15 protein-coding genes and 2 pseudogenes (1 of these 17 cut by a window edge) are annotated in these 20255 nt (G+C 38.6%); 11 read left to right on the top strand and 6 right to left on the bottom strand.

What is annotated here, in order from left to right; genetic code table 11:
* On the bottom strand, positions 1–1332 hold the 5' portion of the coding sequence (gene shc / locus NG743_RS09605; protein WP_257121904.1) for a squalene--hopene cyclase. Its footprint begins 576 nt before the window's first position; the window shows 1332 of its 1908 coding nt (coding positions 1–1332); its start codon is at positions 1330–1332; its stop codon lies beyond the left edge, outside the window.
* Between the two features lie 152 nt (positions 1333–1484).
* Between shc and NG743_RS09600 the strand changes: the two genes are divergently transcribed.
* Positions 1485–2654 (top strand): glycosyltransferase, encoded by a 1170-nt coding sequence (locus NG743_RS09600; protein WP_257121903.1) that lies wholly within the window; start codon positions 1485–1487, stop codon positions 2652–2654.
* Positions 2655–3814: 1160 nt separating this feature from the next.
* Entirely contained in the window at positions 3815–7108 is a 3294-nt protein-coding gene (locus tag NG743_RS09595; RefSeq protein ID WP_257121902.1) for a DUF4114 domain-containing protein, read from the top strand.
* Positions 7109–7327: 219 nt separating this feature from the next.
* Here NG743_RS09595 and NG743_RS09590 read toward each other — a convergent pair whose 3' ends face one another.
* Positions 7328–8005 carry a 5'-methylthioadenosine/S-adenosylhomocysteine nucleosidase family protein gene (locus NG743_RS09590; RefSeq protein ID WP_027403894.1) on the bottom strand — a complete coding sequence of 226 codons (678 nt, stop codon included), beginning with the start codon at positions 8003–8005 and terminating at the stop codon, positions 7328–7330.
* 81 nt (positions 8006–8086) lie between these two features.
* Between NG743_RS09590 and NG743_RS09585 the strand changes: the two are divergent.
* The 8 genes and pseudogenes from NG743_RS09585 (at position 8087) to NG743_RS09550 (ending at position 15226) form a co-directional block, all read left to right on the top strand.
* Positions 8087–8512 (top strand): annotated as a pseudogene (locus tag NG743_RS09585) (XisH family protein).
* A complete protein-coding gene (locus tag NG743_RS09580) occupies positions 8500–8826 on the top strand; it encodes a XisI protein (RefSeq protein WP_027403892.1) in 327 nt (108 codons plus the stop codon). Before NG743_RS09585 ends, NG743_RS09580 begins: the two are co-directional and overlap by 13 nt.
* 151 nt (positions 8827–8977) lie before the next feature.
* Positions 8978–11764: an efflux RND transporter permease subunit gene (locus tag NG743_RS09575; protein WP_257121901.1), complete on the top strand. Its 2787-nt coding sequence runs from the start codon at positions 8978–8980 to the stop codon at positions 11762–11764.
* Positions 11765–12115: 351 nt separating this feature from the next.
* The gene (locus NG743_RS09570; RefSeq protein ID WP_027403890.1) at positions 12116–12502 is read left to right on the top strand and encodes a DUF2267 domain-containing protein; all 387 of its coding nucleotides are present in this window, start codon (positions 12116–12118) and stop codon (positions 12500–12502) included.
* Positions 12503–12639: 137 nt separating this feature from the next.
* On the top strand, positions 12640–13080 hold the full coding sequence (ureE, locus tag NG743_RS09565; RefSeq protein WP_257121900.1) for an urease accessory protein UreE: 441 nt from the start codon (positions 12640–12642) through the stop codon (positions 13078–13080).
* Positions 13058–13744, top strand: coding sequence for an urease accessory protein UreF (locus NG743_RS09560; protein ID WP_027403888.1), 687 nt, complete (start codon positions 13058–13060; stop codon positions 13742–13744). The genes ureE and NG743_RS09560 overlap by 23 nt, the downstream gene beginning before the upstream one ends.
* A 5-nt stretch (positions 13745–13749) precedes the next feature.
* Positions 13750–14346, top strand: coding sequence for an urease accessory protein UreG (gene ureG / locus NG743_RS09555; RefSeq protein WP_027403887.1), 597 nt, complete (start codon positions 13750–13752; stop codon positions 14344–14346).
* 316 nt (positions 14347–14662) lie between these two features.
* Positions 14663–15226, top strand: coding sequence for a hypothetical protein (locus tag NG743_RS09550; RefSeq protein ID WP_027403886.1), 564 nt, complete (start codon positions 14663–14665; stop codon positions 15224–15226).
* Positions 15227–15341: 115 nt separating this feature from the next.
* On the opposite strand, the gene NG743_RS09545 is transcribed toward NG743_RS09550, so the two are convergent.
* The 3 genes from NG743_RS09545 to NG743_RS09535 form a co-directional block, all read right to left on the bottom strand.
* A complete protein-coding gene (locus NG743_RS09545; RefSeq protein ID WP_257121899.1) occupies positions 15342–15755 on the bottom strand; it encodes a hypothetical protein in 414 nt (137 codons plus the stop codon).
* 65 nt (positions 15756–15820) lie between these two features.
* Positions 15821–16876, bottom strand: a complete 1056-nt coding sequence (locus tag NG743_RS09540; protein ID WP_257121898.1) for a hypothetical protein — start codon at positions 16874–16876, stop codon at positions 15821–15823.
* Between the two features lie 120 nt (positions 16877–16996).
* Positions 16997–17185, bottom strand: a complete 189-nt coding sequence (locus tag NG743_RS09535) for a hypothetical protein (RefSeq protein ID WP_152540487.1) — start codon at positions 17183–17185, stop codon at positions 16997–16999.
* Positions 17186–17623: 438 nt separating this feature from the next.
* Between NG743_RS09535 and NG743_RS26665 the strand changes: the two are divergent.
* Positions 17624–18619 (top strand): annotated as a pseudogene (locus tag NG743_RS26665) (NACHT domain-containing protein); the annotation flags it as partial.
* Positions 18620–18762: 143 nt separating this feature from the next.
* On the opposite strand, the gene NG743_RS09525 reads toward NG743_RS26665, so the two are convergent.
* The gene (locus NG743_RS09525; protein ID WP_027400610.1) at positions 18763–19983 is read right to left on the bottom strand and encodes an ISL3 family transposase; all 1221 of its coding nucleotides are present in this window, start codon (positions 19981–19983) and stop codon (positions 18763–18765) included.
* Positions 19984–20255 lie beyond the last annotated feature (272 nt).

Below are 20255 nucleotides of genomic sequence, written 5' to 3'. Positions count from 1 at the left end.
AATCATCGCTTTCAAATCACCATAAGGTACAGCATTAAGCCATTCTTGATCATTATCAATATCAAAAGCTGCCCAACCACCAGGTTTGCATTGCATTGTCGCAATCCAATTTAAAGCCCTATTAATGGCTTGTTTTTTTAGTTCTTCATTTGACAATTTAGCCTGATGTAAAGCCATAACAACTACAGCAGAATCATCCACATCTGGATAAAAACGATTTTCAAATTCAAACGCCCAAGCACCGGGAGTTCCCTGCTTGTTTTTGACGTTCCAATCACCATAATCAAGAATTTGTTTCTCTATTAACCATTCTCCAGCTTTGACAATAGCGGCATCATTTGGCTCTAAACCTGAATCTATTAAAGCCCGAATCGCCCAAGCTGTGTCCCATACAGGAGAAACACAAGGTTGGACACAGTAACTATTTTCTATTTCAATAGCAAAATTATCAACTGCTTTTAAACCTCGTTTGATAATTGGATCATTAGCATCATAATCTAAACACTTTAAAGCTAATAGAGAATTTAACATAGCGGGAATAATTCCCCCCCAATCACCTGTAACTTCTTGACGTTCTAAAATCCACTTTTCTGCCGCTTTAATCCCCTCATTTCTAAAAGGAACAAAATTTAGACTTTCTGCTAATTTAAAACCATCATCCAGAATGTTAAATATATCTGACCAATCACCATTTTTTGGTAATTTCCAACGGACATTATTCACACCTTCAGCATATAATTCATCTAAATTAATTGGCTGATCAATTTTAAAGACAGGTTTTTGATCAAAGACAATTAATAAAGGTACAGTGCTAGAACGCGCCCAACTCGAAAGTTCATAAATATTGAAGAAAAAATTATCGGGTAGCAACATTACCCATGGTGGTAAAGAAGGCAGTCCGCGCCAATTATAACAGCCAATTAAAGCTAGATGTAATTTTGTAAAAATGCGAGTTTTGCTAATACCACCTTTAGCTAAAATTAGGGATTTCGCTTTTAGCAATGCTGGGTCTGTAGGGGATACACCTAACAACCTCAAAGCCATATAAGCTTCTACGGTTGTACTTAAATCTCCACCATCACCATAAAATAATTCCCAACCTCCATGTTCTCGCTGTTGAGAACGGAGATAATTTTCAACTTTATGCAAAGGTCTGGTTTTATCAGTTCCCCAAATCTTATGCAGTAAAACAGCTTCCGAAGTGATGGTAACATTAGATTCTAACTCTGCCCACCAATAACCATCGGGATTTTGAATAGAAAGCAGATGTTTTTGACTGGCGGCTATCGCATCAACAACTTTATTGACTTCTGTTCTATCTTGTGTTTCCATCAAATACCTACCTCAGCACCAAACTCAAGTATTTAATAACATAACCGAATTACGAGAAAATTCTTCCCCAAAATCAGCAGACATTGTATTCTATCCAAGTCAGTGACAATTAAATTTGTTTTTAAGTTTTAAATTGGAGTATAGCAACAGTTATGGCAACAATTATCTTGAGTTTGACCCTTCTATCCTTAGTCATTTGGTTATTTTTAATCTTATTTTGGGGGCAATTTTGGCGAATTAATCACCAATTAGAAGCAACGCCAGACAAAAATATTGAGAATAACACCTTACCCACAGTGTGCGTAATCATTCCCGCCCGCAATGAAGCCGATGTCATTCCCATTAGCTTGCGATCGCTCCTCCTGCAAGACTATCCTGGTAACTTCACCATCTTCCTCGTAGACGATCAAAGTAGCGATGGTACAGCCAACATTGCCCAAGGAGTAGCCTACGCCCTCGACAAAACCCCACAATTGCAGATTATATCCAGCCCCCCATTACCTCCGGGTTGGACAGGCAAATTATGGGCAATGGAACAAGGTGTACAAACAGCCAGCCAATTAAAACCAGACTATTTTTTACTTACCGACGCAGATATAGAACATCATCCCAGTAACCTCAGCCGCCTAGTTGCCAAAGCCGAAGCACAGAAATTAGACCTCGTATCCATCATGGTACGATTACGCTGTCAAAGCTTTTGGGAACAACTATTAATACCCGCATTCGTCTTCTTCTTCCAAAAACTCTATCCCTTTTCCTGGGTAAATAACCCCAAAAAGGCGATCGCCGCCGCCGCCGGAGGTTGTATTCTCATTCAGAAAGAAGCCCTCAATCGAATTGGTGGATTACAAGTTATTCGTCAAGCCCTAATTGATGACTGTTCTCTAGCCAAAGCCGTCAAATCAACCAAGGGAAAAATCTGGTTAGGACTCAGCACTCTCACCCGTAGCTTACGCCCCTACGATTCCCTCAAAACAATTTGGGATATGGTCGCCAGAAGTGCTTATACACAACTGAATTATTCCCCCTTTCTCCTCCTAGGTAGCCTCTTAGGAATGATCTTAGTTTATATAGTCCCCCCAATAGGAATTATTTTAGGACTGGTATTCGGGAATTGGATAATTACCCTCACCTCTGTCATCGGATACCTGCTAATGACTTTTGCTTACTTCCCAATTACTCGCTTTTACAAATGCTCCCCCGCTTTTGCCTTTAGCCTACCCATAATTGCCTTTATGTATACTTGTATGACACTAGATTCAGCATTACAACATTGGCAAGGTCGTGGAGGCGCGTGGAAAGGTAGAGTATATGCCAATTGACAAAGTAGGACGAGCAAAAGCAGCAAAGACAGAAATTTCCCTCTTCTTTTGACTTCTGACTTGGCGTAAGCCATACTCGTGATTCCTGACCCCTGATCCCTAATCAAGCCAGAGTTTACCCCGTTGACAACCAGTAGCAGACATTTTTCCTAAAAATCCCCATTTTTACCCATTAAACACCAGCCCCAGCATTAACCACACATTAGGATTACTGGTAAAGACAGTAGATCAAAAGTAGTCAGAATATTTAAAACAAGTCCGGATTGGACATTAACAATTAGGGATTAAGTTATAGGAATCTGGACTTGAGAACAGGGAAGAGAAAATTTTCCCATTGATATCAAGTATCATAACCGCAAACTAAAACAGATTGTCATGTTTACAGCCAATGATAAAAGCCCAACTCAGGAATTTGCGTGTTATTGACCTCAACTTCACAGAAACTTCACAACTAATAACACAATATCTAGGCTATACTGTTTTCGGGCAATCAAAGTAAACTTTCTCGTTAGTGAAAAACTAAGAGTCCTTAAATCAAATCAGGCATAAACTTCAGCATCTTCCCGCGTCTGGGTGTAGTCGGCAAAAACCCCAAGTCTTAAATAGACCTGGATTTGATTATATGAGGTGAAAAATTTGGTACACAAATATGGATATAAAGAGAGTTTTATCTGGCATAGAAACTAACCGTATCTGACTATCCGAAAAAATTATCTCCACCAACTCTGGCTACTCAACTGCAAGCCAGGGAAGTTTCGTCATAAGTAATTGGACAAAAATATTTACAGTCATTGCGAGCGAAGGGAAGCAATCACAACCCTTGCAATTGCTTCATTCCACTTCATTCCATTCACAATGACATTGTGTAATTAATTCTGTCTCACTACTTACCAGGGTATTAACTACTATTCCCTTATTTCCATCAAAAGTTACTCTAGCGACTCAAGCTTAGGGGCAACCACACATATTTACCCCAAAGGTATGAACTTCTGTCCATACTGTCACCAACACTCTAGCCACTCAACTACAGCCTAGAGCTATTTCTCAATGCAGATTTATGGCAAATACCTGTGTAACTAGCGTGGAACTATCTATTACACCAGCTTTGCTGTAACCGAAATTTGTCAACCATCGAAAAAAACTAATAACACTACATCATTATGGACACCACAACTGTAGATAGCAGCAATCTATTAACAGAACTAGATCCTATGTCCGCCACAACTGAAGATACTAGCAATCTATTAACAGAACTAGATCCTATGTCCGCCACAACTGAAGATACTAGCAATCCATCAACAGAACTAGATCCTATGTCCACCACAACTGAAGATACTAGCAATCCATCAACAGAACCAGATTCTAATCCTATTGCCACCGCAACTGGAGTTAGCAGCAATCCATCGATCATAACAAGTGAAAATACCCCAGTTGAGGAGATCCCATTTGAAGCAGCCCTACCAGATCCTAATTCCAGCAGTGAAGATGAAGAGTTATTTTTGATCGGTATAGATCCTGTAACTGGCGAGACTATTGTTATCGATCCTGTAAGTGGTGAGATTATACCCACTTCCACTCCCATATCCAACAACAACGGCTTTACTATCAAGGGTGTAAGTAGCGATGAGTTCGGCTACTCAGTTAGCGCTGTTGATATTAATGGTGATGGAATTGAAGATATCGTCATTGGCTCACCTTTGAGCGATCCTAATAACAAAAGCAACGGCGGAAAAACCTATGTAGTCTTTGGTGAAAGAGATTCACGTAATCGAACCATAGATGTCTCTAGCCTCGATAACACTAAAGGCTTTGTGATCAATGGGCCTAACGCGGGTGATAAATTCGGCTATTCTGTTAAGAATATTGGGGATATTAATGGTGATGGTGTTGATGACCTAGCCATTGGCGCACCTGGTGCAAATGGGAATAGTCTCGGCTCTGCTTATGTCATCTTTGGCAGTAATGACCCCAACTATTTTAATAGTCCCATCGAACTTTCCAACCTTGGCAGTAAGGGCTTTACGATTCAAGGCAGTGAATATAGTCGTAATGCCGGTTGGTCTGTTAGTGCCGCTGGTGATATCAATGGTGATGGCATCAAAGACCTATTAATTGGCGCAACTAATCCTGGTGATAATGGATCAGGGACTATAGGTGAAAGCTATATCATCTTTGGGAAAGAGAATTTTGACTCAACCCTAAACCTCGACGACCCAAACTTTGGGCTTGATGACGGTTTGATTATCTACAGCTATAACCCGGATAACCCAAGTGATGACAACAATAGCTTAGGTTATTCTGTCAGTGACGCTGGGGATATCAACGGTGATGGAATTGATGACCTCATCATTGGTGCGCCCTATGCGAATCCCAATGGTAACAATTCTGGCAGCAGTTATGTCATTTATGGGCGTAGCAATGACAACTCCTTTACTGATGATATTAACATTTACAACCTCAGTAGCAGCGATGGCTTTGTCATCAATGGACAAGATGGTGATCAATCAGGACTCTCTGTTAGCAAAGCTGGGGATATCAACGGTGACCGCATCGGAGACTTGATTATTGGTGGGAAAGGCAAAGGCTATGTGGTCTTTGGCAAAGAAGATTTTGGTTCTAGCATCAATCTTTCTGACCTTAATGGTAGCAATGGCTTTACCATCAATGGTATTTCAACCCTTGATAACTCCGATTGGTATGTCAGTGGTGCTGGGAATATTAACAATGATGACATTGATGACATCATCATTGGGGCAAAAAATGCTAATAATAATGTTGGACAAGTCTACGTCATTTATGGCACAGAGGAAGACTTTGCACCTACCTTTGAACTCTCAAGTCTCGAAAGTCCCGACAGTCAAAATGGCTTTATAATTGACGGTGCTTCTATAGGTGATAAGTTAGGTAGCTCGATCAGTAATGGAGATTTTGATGGTGACGGTGTTAACGATTTAATTATTGGCGCACCTGGATCAGGGAAAGTCTATGTGCGGCTTGGCACTGGCACTGATACTGACACGGGAACCGACACGGGAACCGACACTGGCACTGATACTGGCACTGATACTGGCACTGACACGGAAACTGACACGGGAACCGACACGGGAACCGACACGGGAACCGACACGGGAACTGATACGGGAACCGACACGGGAACTGACACTGGCACTGACACAGAAACTGACACGGGAACTGATACGGGAACTGACACTGGCACTGACACGGGAACTGATACGGGAACCGACACGGGAACTGATACGGGAACCGACACGGGAACTGACACTGGCACTGACACAGAAACTGACACAGAAACTGACACTGGCACTGATACGGGAACTGACACTGGCACTGATACGGGAACTGATACGGGAACCGACACGGGAACTGACACTGGCACTGACACGGAAACTGTTAACGTTAACGATTTCCTCTCACTAATTAGTGATAATGTCTTCAATATCAAAGATAACGACGGCAAAGTGACACTAGAAGTAAAATTGACAGGATTCAATTTTAATGGTTTCTATGAAATAGGAGTATTTACTGTTGATGATGCGTCTGGTAAAATAGATGGAATTGCCCCAGGTGAACCTGGTTATGCAGAAAAAGCATTAGCAAAAGGTCAGATAATTTTCTCTACTATTACTAATCTTCCTGCTGGATTTGATCTCACTAGCCTCGGTAGGTTATTAGAGTTTAACTCCAATGACAATTTGAGATTCTATTTAGTAAAAGATGGTTCAACCGATTCTGTACTGAATAAGAACACACCCATTGGCAATGTTCTCTTTGCCAACCCTTCTACTGTAAAAATTACAGACTTGGGGTCTAATAGTTTCTCCCTAAATTGGGAAGATGGTTCTGGTAATTCAACTGGGTTCGACGATTTGCAAGTCCAGATTCAAGCAAATGATAAATCTATGCCTTTGGGTACAGCTTTGCAAAGTAAACCACAAGGCGAATCGCTGGATTTACGGGGTATTACTGGTGCAGTAACCGCTGATTTTACTGTTTACCGAGAAGCAAGTTACAACAATTTCGTTGGTTTCTATCGCGTAACTGATGGGAATGGCGGTATTGATACTAATGGTGATGGTATCGCTGATATCCTCCCAGGACAGGATGGTTATGTGCAAGCGGCTCTGAATGGCCGTGTTTCTGATGTTAGCTTGAACGTGAATAACGGCGGAACAGCAGGTTTCAATACTACCATTCAAGGTGGTGCTATGTATGTACCATTTCTTGTGGCTAATGGTACACTTGATGCCCTACTTGATAGAAATCCTAATAATAACCCAGATATTTACTTCGCCTTCTTGGGGGCTAACTCAGATGGTGTTGATCATGTGCGGATATTAGGTGATAATACCTTTGGCTTTGAGGATTTACGTGGTGGTGGTGATAAAGACTTCAATGATGTGATTGTTAAAGTCAATTTGGCATCAGTGGTTTAGCTTAAGGGACTTCCAATTAAAAAAATCCCCAAAAGTTTCTTGTGGTGCGGGCATCTTGCCCGCTAATTACCAAGGACAGGCAGGATTGCCCATCCCACAAAATTGGGTAATTTATTTTTTGGTGATCCCTAAAAGATATTTCTCCGGTTTAAATTCTGTTTAGATCCCCGACTTCTTAGAGAAGTCGGGGATCTTATGGGTCTATTGGACATTCTTGCCTTAAGCCGTAAACAATAATTGTGTAACTGTTGTTAAAGCTCTGAGTCCTTTTAATGAACCGGTAATTAATCGAGTTGCTGCTAGGGGTTGACGGATTAATTCCCAAGCTAAGGGTAAAGGTTGTAATGAGCCGTCTGCGCTAATGGCTGAGGTGATATTGGGGATGTCATGGTGAGCATCATCGCTAACTACTCGTAGGATGGCTACTTGTACTGGTGGAGAAACTGCGTCAGATGGTTGCTGGAAAAATTCGAGAAAAGCGTATCCTTCCATATCTACAACGTCAGCGCCGGATTGTTCTTGTAACTGGCGTTTTTGTTTGGCTTTATATAAGAGGCGATCACTCGTTAACCCTTTGACTAAAGATACATGATCTCCAAGTTTATTATGTATATCTGCGGTAAAGGAATTATCGCCCTCTTGCAGATTTCCTTGATAAAGACAATTTTGATATAAAACAATATCTCCAATTTGATATTTTTGGCTCAAGCTACCGCATAAACCCATCATCAGCATCCGATTTGCTTGATTATGGGTGAATTGTTGTAAATATTTCCGCACTGGTTCAATTCCCATTGGTATCGCTAATACCTTGACTTGGGAACTGGGGACGCGCCTTAATCCGCGACAGACGGCTTGATATTCTGCTCCCTGGGGGACTAGGATCAAAGTTGACATGAGAATAAAAAACTTAGAAACTATTTTCCTTTTACTACTAAGAGTGTAAAATACTAAAGATACAACAATTTAATGTTATCCGTGTCTGCTAAAGATATTTTTCATGAATCAGTCAGAAAAGCTTTAGAAAAAGAACAGTGGTTAATTACAGATGATCCACTAAAATTTAAATTTGGTGATGTCAATTTTCAGGTCGATTTAGCTGCCTAGAAATTACTTGGTGCGGAAAAAGCAGGTGAGAAAATAGCTGTAGAAATCAAAAGTTTTCTCAATCCTTCGGCAATTACAGACTTTTAGGCTGCGTTAGGTCAGTTTCTCAGTTATCGTCTATATCGTCTAGCATTGGAAACTATTGAACCAAATCGTATACTGTACTTAGCGATTCCCTTAGATGCTTATGAAATATTTTTCCAACTTGAATTTACTCAAATTGCACTACAAAGATATCAAGTACCATTAGTAGTCTATGAACCCAGGAAAGAGGTAATTTTTAAATGGATAAAATAGCTAAATATCGAGAATATATTCAAACTTTGTTAACTAATTACGCCAAAGATGATGAAGAAGAAGAACTACAACTGATTTTTGATACCCAAAGGGATCATTACCAATGGATGAATGTCGGCTGGCAAGAACTACATCGAGTTTATCGTAGTGTCATGCACTTTGATATTAAAGATGGCAAAATTTGGCTACAACAAAATTTGACAGACCAAAATCCTGCTGAGGAGTTAGTAAAAATGGGTGTTCCCAAAGAAGATATTGTGTTGGGGTTGCATCCACCCTACAAGCGTCCATATACAGATTATGGTGTTGCTTAGAATACTTTGAACAAGGAACGAAAGGATTAAGGATCTACCATGACTAAACATCTACAACCATTTTCACCCTAGAAGTTCTATACTAGCCTGTCAGTTGTCAGTGATCAAAAGACTGACAACTAATGACCAAGGACTCAAATAATTTTATCAGATGGTACAGACCAATACACAATCTACACGCGAAAGCTTCAATATTTCCAAATTAGCGATTAAGTTTTCTTGGTTGACAGTGTGTTTTTGGATAGGTATAGCGGTAGCTGGTATCCTGGCATTCAGTTCCCTCAAATATGCTTTATTTCCAGACATCACCTTTCCGGTAGTGGTGGTAAATGCCCAAGCACCCTTAACATCTGCCCTAGATACGGAAGAACAACTAACTAAACCCCTGGAGGCAAGTCTCAAATCACTGGCAGGTCTTGAGGATATTCGTTCATCAACCTATCCTGGTCAAACTGCCGTAATTTCCTCTTTTGTGGTGGGGACAAATTTAGAAACTGCGACCAAGAAAATTTCTCAAATCGTCAATCAATTAAATCTACCCAAGAATGCCACTAAAAAAATCATCCCTTTGAATCTGAACGAATCAGCGGCTGTTAGCTATGCCATTGAAAGTGCTACTGGGAAGATTGATAATTTACAGCAACTAGCAAAAGAGAAAATTGTCCCAGCGATCGCTAAATTACCAGGAGTTCTCAAAGTCTCCCTCTTAGGAGATGGCAGCACAAGGAGTCAGGAGGGTAGGGGCGCAGGGCCTGCGCCCGTAACTCCCATAAGTCAGGAAGAAGAAAGAAGAAGGAATGTTTTATTACCCTCATCTGGCACTTTAGTAAGATTCAATGGTAAACAGGCTTTAGCCTTTCAAGTAATTAAAAAAGGTAATGCCAACACCCTAGAAGTAGTCAGTCAGGTAGAAAAAGAAGTACAACAGCTAAGGTTGAGCTTAAAAGATGTCACCCTCACCTTAGCTGCTACCCAAGCTGAATATATTCACAACGCCACCCATTCCACCATAGATGCACTGATCGAAGCGATCGTCCTCTCAGTAGTTGTCATCTTTCCCTTTTTATGGAATTGGCAAGCCACCCTAATTTCTGCCTTAGCTATTCCCGTGTCTTTGTTAGGGACATTTATCGTCATGGCGATATATGGCTTTAACCTAGAAACCATCACCCTGTTAGCCTTAGCTTTAGTCATTGGCTCGATAGTAGATGATGCCATAGTTGATGTAGAAAACATCATGCGGCATATAGAAGAAGGAAAAACCCCCCGCGAAGCCGCACTCATAGCCACCAATGAAATTGGTTTAACTGTCACCGCAGCCACTTTAACAGCAGTAGCGGTATTTTTGCCTATCGGTTTAATGGGTGGAGTCATTGGTCAATTTTTCAAACCCTTTGGGATTACAGTTTCCGCTGCGATGCTGACATCTTTATTAGTAGCCCGAACCTTATCACCCGTCTTAGCTATTTACTGGCTCAAAGCTAAATCATCCAGTTCTCCCCAAAAGCAAAGTAAAATTTGGCTAGAATTTGATCAGGCTTACCGTAACTTGTTAGCCTGGTCATTGCAGCACCGCTTAATAGTTGTCGGCTTGGCAGTTGGTAGTTTAATAGCTGGTTTAGCCCTGATTCCCCTAATTCCCAAAGGGTTTATTCCCAAACTTGACCGAGGAGAATTTAATATTGTCTATACTGCTCCCTTACCTAATCTTCCTGGGAATCTTGGACAAGCGGGGCAAGGAGGACGACAACAACCAGGAGGACAACCAGGACAAGCGGGACAAAAAGATAAATTAGAAAATTCGTCTTTGTCTGCTGCGGCTTTAGCTGCTTCATCATCTTCTATTCCCATTCCTAATCCTCTAAACGATTCTTTGGATGTTGCTAAGAAACTGGAAGAAGTAGTGAGGAAGTTCCCCGCAGTGGCAACGGTATTTACTACTGTGGGTTCTCGTGAAGGTGAACCAAACAAAGGTACGCTGTACGTTAAGCTCAAAGCAGAGCGAGAAGTGAAAACGGTAGAAATACAAGACCAACTCCGCGCTGCTTTGCCAAAATTGGCGGGTGTAACTACAAGTGTAGAAGATATTCAGTTTGTGGACACAGGTGGACAAAAACCTCTGCAAATAGCCTTACAAGGTAATGATCTTCAAGCCTTAACGACAGCAGCTAAAGCAGTAAAAGCCCGAATTGAGAAAATATCTGGGTTTGCTGATGTCACTATCACAGGTGCATCTGATCAACAAGATCCAATTTTACAAATTGAACGTTTGAATAATCAGCGGGTGGCTTATATCGGTGCTAATCTGGGTCAAAATTTAACTTTGGGTGATGCGACGGATAAGGTGGTAGCAGAAGCTAAAGCAGTTATACCTGCGGGTGTTTCTTTGAATTTAGGGGGAGATTCTGCCCGTCAGAATGAGGTTTTTGGGAGTTTTGGCACGACTTTGGGGTTATCAGCACTTTGTATTATTGTGGTGTTAATTTGGTTATTTAAAAGTTGGGTAGACCCCATAGTTATTGGTCTTTCTTTACCTTTAGCAATCGTGGGGGCGTTGTTGGCACTGCTATTTACAAAAAGTGATTTTGGGATGATATCTCTAATTGGTTTTGTATTTTTGCTGGGGATTACTAACAAAAATGCCATCCTAATTGTAGATTACATTAATCAGTTAAGAGATTCTGGACTAGAAAGAACTGAGGCAATTCTCAAAGCTGGACCTGTCCGGTTGCGTCCCATTATGATGACAACTGCGGCGACAATTTTGGGGATGGTTCCCATTGCTTTGGGTTTAGGTGCGGGTTCAGAATTGCGATCGCCTATGGCTGTATCTATAGCCGGTGGTTTGGTCAGTTCTACTATTCTCAGCTTGTTTGTTGTCCCCGTATTTTACGCCATTTTAGATGATTGGTTTCCTAGAAAGAAGATAAAACAATAAAAACTCGTAGGGTGCGTCAAAAGTTAATTTAATAATTAGATGATGAATTAACAAGTTTGACGCACCGTTTCAGTAGAAAACTTTTAATTCTTAATATCCCTAACTTCTTGAACAAATTGGTGATATTTCACTAATATATCTATCGTCAGATATAGCTATATCTAACTCTTGGGGATGAAGTTAAGTGAATCGTTAAAGCCTAGAATACACTTACTATTGCCAAAGCCACCTTTAGTTTTAAATATTAAATTATAAGTTGGAGGTAATCAGTCATCATGTTTAGGACTTCTCTCACTCATAATTGTTTGATTGATAAGACAAATTATTGATTTGAATACTGGAGATAAAAAAATGGAATATACCGAGTTTATAACCCATGTTCAAAGTTTAGCTCAATCGGAATTTCGTGAAGAAGCAGAAGTTGCTACTCGTGCTACTTTTGAAAGTATTAAAAAAATTATTCCTAGTGATGAAAGAGAAGAATTAGCAGCACAAATACCCCAGGAATTGAGAGAATATTTGTATGGAGGTGAAACAGAACCTATTCAATCTTTGAATTTACAAGAATTTATTAAATGTATCAGTGACAAAGAAAAGGTAGAACCCACGATAGCTGCTATTCATGTGCGGGCTGTTTTTGCTGTTGTACAACTTGCTGTTTCTCCGGAAAATTTCCGCAAATTTTATAACTATTTCTCTCATGATTATGAGGAATTATTTACCATCTCACTCGCTTAGTTAAAAGAGATTTGTCAAGGGAAAATTTGAAAATACTCGATTTCTCTAAGAAGTCGGGTATATTTTTGTTTACTAAATATTGAAAATGAATTACTATAGATACAGAATCATCAAAATTAAAGTTAATTTCAGGAATTATGCTGACTTTTACTCAACGTCAACCACCTAATGATGATACTATAGTTACTTTCACTCTTTCACTGACTGCGGAAGAACGAACTCGTAGCCGCCATAAATTTACATTAGCACATGGTAAGGAAGTTTTTTTGCGTTTGGCTAGAGGTACAGTATTAAATGATGGCGATATTCTCATAAATGAAAATGAAAGTATGAATATGAGAATTATTGCTAAACCTGAACCAGTTTTAACTGTATTAGCAGAAATTCCTTTATTATTAAGGGCTGCGTATCATTTAGGAAATCGTCATGTATCTGTGGAAATTACTCCCACTTATTTACGCTTATCTCCAGATACGGTTTTAGCTGCTATGTTGACACAATTGGGATTAGAAATTAAAGAGGAAGTTGTACCTTTTCAACCAGAATTAGGGGCTTATGGAAATCACTCTCACACATAGCCATTTTTTGGCGATTTTACAATTAGCAAGTCCAGCTTTACCTGTTGGTGCTTATGGCTATTCAGAAGGGTTGGAAATGTTAGTAGAAAATGGGACTATTACTAATATTGAAAATCTCCAAGATTGGCTAAAATCTGAGTTAATTTATGGCTCAATTCGCCTAGATGCAGCGGTAATGGTGAGGGGTTTTCATGCTATCCAATCAGGTGATAGGTCGGCTTTAAAGCGGTGGAATTTATGGTTATCAGCGGCGAGGGATACGGAGGAATTACGGGCTGCTAGTTGGCAAATGGGACGTTCTCTGATGCAATTATTGGGGAAGCTAGAACCGGATATTTTACCTGTGGTGAATGCTGTGGGTTATCCTAGCAATTATGCGATCGCTTTTGCTATAGCTTGCGCTCATTGGGATATCAATATTCAAGCTGCTTTATTAGCTTATTTACACAGTTGGGCGAATAATTTAATTACTGCTGGTATTAAAATTATTCCGCTGGGACAAACTGCGGGACAACAGTTATTACTGTGTTTACAACCTTTATTAACTACTACTGTGGGGGAAATTTTGACAATGGCAGATGATGATTTAGGATGTTGTAATTGGGGTTTGTCTTTAGCGAGTATGCAGCACGAAACCCAATATACTAGATTGTTTAGGAGTTAAAAATTATGACGGCTTTAAGAGTAGGCGTTGCGGGTCCTGTAGGTTCGGGGAAAACGGCTTTGGTAGATGCTTTGTGTAAGGGTTTACGGGAAAAATATCAGTTAGCTGTGGTGACAAATGATATCTATACTCAAGAGGATGCTCAGTTTTTAGTGCGTTCTCAGGCTTTGTCAAGCGATCGCATTTTGGGTGTAGAAACAGGTGGTTGTCCCCATACTGCTATCCGTGAAGATGCTTCCATGAATTTAGCCGCAATTGAACAATTAGAAGAAAAATTTACCAATTTAGATTTAGTCTTTTTAGAAAGTGGTGGAGATAATTTAGCTGCTACTTTTAGTCCTGAATTAGTAGATTTAACAATTTATGTCATTGATGTAGCTGCTGGTGATAAAATTCCCCGTAAAGGTGGACCGGGTATTACTAAATCTGATTTATTAGTGATTAATAAAACTGATCTTGCTCCCTATGTTGGTGCTGATTTGAATGTGATGGAAAGAGATGCGAAAAAAATGCGTGGTGATAAGCCTTTTATTTTTACAAACCTGAAAACTCAAGCTGGTTTAGAAGATGTGATTCAGTTTGTGAATGCAGCTATTTGTTAATTATTTGAATCAGGATTTATAGGATTAAAAGATTTACAGGATGTTAGCTTGTGATTGATTTGTTTTCAACAATAAACATTTGACAAAGTACAAATCAGCCAAATACAAAAAGCTTTTAACATTACTTCAATCTTAAATTAAAAATGTTTATTCAAGTGTTTGTATGAATATTTTAGAAGTTATTGATTTAATCAGTCAAGAAATTAAATACTGTGACATAAAATAGGATGGTAGGAAAAGTAGTTATCATTGATATTTAGGTTTTTCTTTCCTTCCCCTGATGAATTTTCTTGTAAAAATCCAACGGAATCATTATATGTATAATTACAAACAAGCTATTTTATCATTATTTTTAGTTGTGTCCTGCACCGTTATTAGCAGTTGCGATTCTAACAATACTGCTGATAAATCAATTCCAGAAACAATACCAAAAAGCAAAATTAACCTCAGTCCCCCAAAGAAACTACAGAAGTCTCCCACTACCGCAGTTGAACCATATACCAATAATTCTAATACTACAGCCATTTCTGGTAAAACTACCAACATCACCGTATACACAAGTGATACTCAATGTCAAGAACTGATCCCTCAAAAAGCCGAGGTTTCCGCAGCAGCACCTATGAATGAGGCTATAGGTAAAATATTCAAAGCACAAAATACAGCAGATTTTAGCGTATCTGGCTATCGTGTTAATGTTAAAAATGGTATTGCGACAGTTGATTTACGAATATCACAAAATTCAAAACGACAAATAGCTTCTCTTTCTAGTTGTGAACAGTTTGCATTGTTTAGTAGTGTTCGCAAAACCTTAATTAGTAATTCTCAGTGGAAAATTAAAGATGTCCACTTTACTGAGCGCGGAGAGGAGATTATGCTGTGAGGAAGGTGAATTTATTAACTTAACAATTCTTGGTAACTACAGTCTAATCGTATCGGCTCAATAAGTAGGGGTAGGTGATAGATAGACTGATAAAGTGAACACTCTATCTCTATGACTAATTATTAAATGGGTTATTGAGCAAAATAGCGGTTAATTGCTGAGAATGAAGCTTTGATAGCTCTTCATTGCCCCTTGATCGTGCATCGTCTGCAAGCTCTATAATTTGATGCATTGCATCCTTTCGCCCACACATGAACTGTTTATGCTCTTGTTCATTTCTAAGTTGATCCTTTTCAATTTCAGCGAGACGAATATCTCGATCAGAAGATATCTTTGCGCGCTGTGTTTCATTCTCCTCTACTACACGAACCATCTCAGACTGAGCACAGATAAAGGCCTTAGCACAATCCATGAGGGACGATTGCATCATCCAACTATTCACAAGCTCTGCATCTAATAGGTCTGCTAGGCGTGGCGCAATTGCTTCTACTATTGGCTTGATAATAAGTGAATTTTCAGGCGTTCCCATAGTTACGTTCCTTTTTATGTTATGTACTGATCAAAATCTCAATTTGGTAAGCTGAATCAAACAATTTAGCGTCTATACTGTTCAAATAGTGTTACCGCATCAGAGCATAGCGCTCCATTCTCATTTAATACTGTTGCTCTCGATAATACAGCAGCTAAACAGCAAGCAGAATTCAAAACCGTTCTCAATAGCTGAACATCCCTAAAATCGTCTTTCGGATCTCCAATGTTGAAATACTTATGAGCAAAATCCTGAATCGTAAACAGGAGATCGTTGAGAAACTTTAATACTATATTGCCCTTCAAAGTGTTAGTAGCTCTATTCCTGCGATGCTCAGGTAAGGCATTAAATTCCACTAAATTTACTTCAAGCAATTCTGTCATCGAACCTACGCCATCATTTAACTCTAGTAATCGCGCTTCCACAAGAGATAACTGACCCCGAAAGCAATTAATATGCGCTATTTCAACGTCAATATTGGCTTGATATTCTAGCGCTTCCGTAAGAATGGTTTCTGTATCAGCAGAAAACTTAGTGGCCATTATTGCGAGCGCTGGCGGTAGTATAGCCCCAAAAGCACTACCCACAGCAAGACCTGAAGTAGATGCAGCGAAAAGCTTGATAGTAGCTGCTTTTGTGCCGTATAAAGCAAAGGAATTCAACGTATTTTGAAATCCCATCCTGGAGATTCCTTGGAGTAGGCTAGATGCTGAGAGATTAATTGCCGCTTTTGTTACTGCCCCTGCTCCACCGTATACAATTTTACCAGAGTCTACAGAGCGCATCTCATATGTATATGTGTTAACCTCTTGATCAAATGAAAGAGTGAAAGACTGAAGAATTTTTGGGGAATCTAATAATGCGTAAACTTTATTGATCGTACTAACTGCGTGCAATTGAGTCTGTCCATACTGTTCAGCCAGTAATCCAAGCTGCTTCACATCCCATTTTAGTTGTAAACAAACATTATGGTAATTGTGTTCCGCACTCTTCCCAATGGACTGTGCTTTACTGAAATTCGATATTGCAAATCCTGTGTGACCAACAGCCTTGCCGATACAAGCTCCAGTCACTAATGGAACGGCTATTTGCGTAATAAGAATTAAAATCGGGACTGGCATAATTTATGAAAGGTTGCTTGAGAAGTTGCTGAGATTTTAAGCAGTTACTAATCCCCCCTTGGGGGGCTAGGGGGGAACGGCCATTTTTGCCAAAGAGGATTTTTAATACATCCTCTTACGTTAGTTTGCGGCTGATGGTCTCACCAGTTCAATAGCAGCCTGAACAACTACTCCGGTTAGACAACCTACAAGCGGGGTAACGGGAAGAACAAGTAGCCCTGATACCGCACCGATAGCACAGTCCGTGGCAATGTTCTGAGATGCTGTCTGCGCTTGGCTAGGGCTAGACTGTTGATTACTTGATTCCATAATAAACTCAACCTTCTTTTTGATGTAATTAGGAACTGAGTTTTTACCCAGTTGCAGCGTGTTTTGATATTGGCACGAAATTATGTATATGACAGTTCGTTTGTTGTATCTGAAACGTTCGTATTTATAAAATGGGTATAATCTTTGTCCAGCAAGCATTCCAAAAATAAAGTGCCTAAAGTTCGTTTTGTTGTATCTGAAACGTTCGTTTTTTCTACCTATAATTTAGATAATGGGTATAACCTTTATTCAGTAAGCATTCCAAAAATAAGGTGCGTTTGCCTTGCCCATTTATTTCTATAAATGTGTCCTGTATGCGTATATGAAATTTAATAATTATCTTTTTAAGATTAAGCCGAAATTTCCCTTAAATTTAGTTTTTGTGCAAAAATATGTTTCAATAAATATTGAACTCAGTATTCATCCTGGTACTATTGAATGAAAAGGAAAGCAGATAGTTACTATATTCACAAAGACAGTAGAGATAAAATAAGACAAGCAATAGAGAATCTAAAGGATCGAGAAATAACAATAGAAACATTCCTCACTGATTATCTATCGGGTTATCCCTCACTTTCAAGAACTACTTTTTACAGAGTAATGTATGACAGAACTGTATCTATGGGAACAATAAAAGCAGTAGAGTATGCTTTAAATAAATCTGGAGAACTAAAAGATGGAGAAAAGCTCAGATATATACATAAGTCTGAAAGGAAAGCGGAACAAGAGAATAAAAATTGCGAAGTCAACAATACTATTAATGAAGATAATCAAGACCTTTTAACTACAAGCGAACCGAGTAACTCAGAATCTTTAGTCTCAACTGTCAACTCTAATGGTCGAAATGATCATGACAGCGATGATTTGTGTGCTACAATCCAAAAAATTCAAAAAACCATAGAACAGAGAATTAAGGAGAAATGCGGCAAAATAAGAATTCTGAAAATGCGAGAACCAATATCAACTTTAGAACTCTATGTAAACATTGATATTGACATTGATACTTGTAACCAACAAAAGAAAAAAAGACTGCATCTAGATAATATTTTCGCCAAGGAGCTTGTTAAGATTGATAATGAGAATCAACCACACAGCCAAAGACTCATAGTTATTGGCAGCACAGGTAGTGGTAAAACAATGCTACTTCGGAGGTTAGCTCTGAGTTGTTTTCAAGAAAACAGCTTTTTAAAGGAGAAAAAACATTTTCCAATTTATATCCGCTTAAGGGAATACACAGAGAACAAAGAAAAAATTCAGGATCTTGATCAGTACATTGTTAGTGAGTATAATATTGATATTTCAGACATTCACTTATTATCAAAGACAGGTCAGTTCCTCATACTCCTTGATGGATTTGACTCAATAGAGTCAGATCAACAAACACTCGAAGAGTATATATTAGAGTATATTCAAAATATTCTCTCTACTCACCCCAGATTGAACCTCCAAAAGCTATATAATGTGCAAGATATTCTTACTTCATTGGAATCTGAAAACACGCTCTTCATTAAGAGAAGCGACTGGAGATACGAATTTCCTAACCCGATATTTAAAGATTTTTGGCTCTTGCGTCACTTTTATGGAGAATTAATACTAAAGTGCCAGTTTAATAAACTACGTAATCTAAAATTACTAAAGTTACGAAATCCATATCCAAGTCTTTTGATTAATTTGAGTTTATTATTAATTCCTTCTACAGTACCACTGGTAGTTCTATCGTCAAAATAACCTACGACTTCACCAAACCATCTAATTATTGTTCCTATACTTTTGGGAAAATACTTCATTCCATCATGCATCCAATCTAATAAATTTATTATGTTTTCACCCCAAGGCTTAGTAGATTCAAATATGTCTCGAAACTCTTCTTTGAGGGCGTGCATTTTTGCCAGAATAGGGGAAACTTCTTGAACATTATCTAATCTTTCTTTTTGTTGTTCATTCAAGGAATCTTCATTTTTTATTAAGCTATATTTGCTTTTATTTAATCCTGCTAATATTCGATCTTTCTCTGATTTATTATCTAAAGACATAGCGGCTCTCTTTTCAGATTTACGCATAGCATCTAACTCATCATTTACTTGTTTCATTACATGAAATCTATCAGCAGTTATATTTGCATTTGGCATTAATTCTTCTACTAAACTTTTATAAGGAGACCACAGATCCATACTCACTTCAACTATTTGTTCCAGTACCTGAGATCCCCATTTCACAATAACTTCACGTATTTCTTCTATTCTTCTTGACTTCACTAACTCAATTGGTTTACGAGTATCTAAATCTACTAATACTGCTAAATAATTTCCTTGACCTTTCACTAAAGCAATTTCATCTATGCCTAACCTTTTTACCTCACTTAAATTAATATTTAATATTTGTGATGCTTGTGCTTTTAACATTGATTCAACTTCTTCGTCGCTCAAGTCATTTCTTTTGGCAACACTATGAATATTACTATCTAATACTTGTTTCACTATATCTATGGCTAATCTTTTAGTATATCCTTTACTTTTATCTACAAAATTTAGATTTTCACTAAAGACCTTTTTACACTTCTTACATTTAAATTGACGGCGATTTATTTTTAACAATACTGGTTTTTCACTCCAAAATAAATCATGAATCATCCGCCAATGATTTTGATGTATACTATAGGTAGTTTTTGCACAGTTCGGGCAATTAGAATAGTTGACAGCTTTCTCTATTGTTATAATTATTTCTTCCCCTTCGATTTCTTGAAAATCTAACACTTTCATCTCTGGCAGATTGAGAATTTGATCTACGCTAAATTTCATAACTATCCCTAAAACTTTTGTATTTGATAATTATGATTATACTCTTATGCTAATTCACTTGTATCTAAAAGTTTGCAAACCTTTACAGAGATAGAGTTTTCAGCTTTTATGATTTAAATTTATCAGCATTAAATTTTAGTGATCTTAGTTTTTACCATAAAAGTGACGCAAGAGCCAGATTTTTTCACAATGTTTTTCATTAGAAGAGAATTTAAATCTCTGGACAGATTTAAGTCACAAGATATTTTTCGCCAACATCGTACCAGATGGGA

The organism is Dolichospermum heterosporum TAC447, from assembly GCF_024584745.1.
GTDB classification, from domain to species: Bacteria; Cyanobacteriota; Cyanobacteriia; order Cyanobacteriales; family Nostocaceae; genus Dolichospermum; species Dolichospermum heterosporum.
Note: the sequence above shows the minus strand (reverse complement) of the source record. Positions and strands in the feature narration are given on the sequence as shown.